This window comes from Amycolatopsis sp. SID8362, from assembly GCF_010550475.1.
Classification (GTDB): Bacteria; Actinomycetota; Actinomycetes; order Mycobacteriales; family Pseudonocardiaceae; genus Amycolatopsis; species Amycolatopsis eburnea.
The window spans coordinates 1-223 of the sequence record NZ_JAAGNB010000963.1; the positions used below are offsets into that span (position 1 = coordinate 1).

At 74.9% G+C, this 223-nt stretch carries 1 protein-coding gene; it reads left to right on the forward strand.

Annotated features, from left to right (window positions below; translation table 11 throughout):
• Positions 1–223 (forward strand): ATP-binding protein (locus G3I65_RS29500; protein WP_160698993.1); only part of this gene is annotated, 223 nt, incomplete at both ends.

Sequence of the window (223 nt, forward strand, 5' to 3'; positions counted from 1 at the left end):
CCGCGCTCGCCCCCGGCCGCGGCGACGGCACCGCCGACACCTACTCGGTGATGCACGGCCTCTACTGGCTGGTCGCCGGCCTGGCCGCCCGCGGCCCGGTCGTGCTCGCGGTCGACGACGTCCAGTGGTGCGACGAAACCTCCCTGCGGTGGCTGGGCTTCCTGCTGCGCCGGGCCGAAGACCTGCCGGTGCTGGTGCTGATGACCCAGCGCACCGGGTCCGA